Annotated in this window: 1 protein-coding gene and 1 pseudogene; both read left to right on the top strand. The window is 46.5% G+C overall.

Features of this window, described 5'->3' with window-relative positions; genetic code table 11:
* The coding region (locus A3757_RS25055; protein ID WP_156506185.1) for a DUF2878 family protein at nt 1-252 on the top strand (252 nt) is incomplete at its 5' end.
* A pseudogene (locus tag A3757_RS05025) lies at nt 239-570 on the top strand (hypothetical protein); the annotation flags it as partial. The gene A3757_RS25055 and the pseudogene A3757_RS05025, both read left to right, overlap by 14 nt.

Here is a 570-nt window from a genome sequence, read left to right as displayed (position 1 = left end):
TTTACGCTCACACTGCTTTCGTCGCTGCAATGGTTTTTAGCCAAGCCATATTTTTTCATCTGCTTATGTTGCATTTCCGGACCCGCTTCATACCTGGCAGGCCGTCACTTCGGCGCGCTTCACTTTGCAGACGCCTCCCTTATTTTCATCATCCTAGAATGGTTCGTAGTCGGAGTTCTGTGTACTGCAATCTTCCCCTCTTCACCAAAGGAGGATCTGCCAGCCCAAGGAGGCAAATATGCAAGCTATTAGCAGTTTCTCAATTGCCAGTTTCTTTGTGCTCTCTTCGCTTTGCGCTCAGCTACAAGCTGCGCCAAGCGATATCAAAGTCGTTCAGTTTGAGGGCAAAGCGTATTCGCTAGACAGTGACGAGTTGCTGTACTCAGAGCACCACTATATAAACCTCAATCGATCAAATCAGTATGACAATGCATATGTCGAATACAAGGCGCCAGACGGAGAGGTCTTTGCGAAGAAAGATCTGGATTTCTCGAAGCATAAATTAATACCCGACATGAGCTTTATCGACCTCCGCTCGAATCAAACAAGTCTTCTGACCAAAACTGACAA

This window comes from Oleiphilus sp. HI0117, from assembly GCF_001635235.1.
The sequence above is the reverse complement of the archived record's forward strand: the minus strand, read 5'-3'. Positions and strand labels throughout refer to the sequence as shown.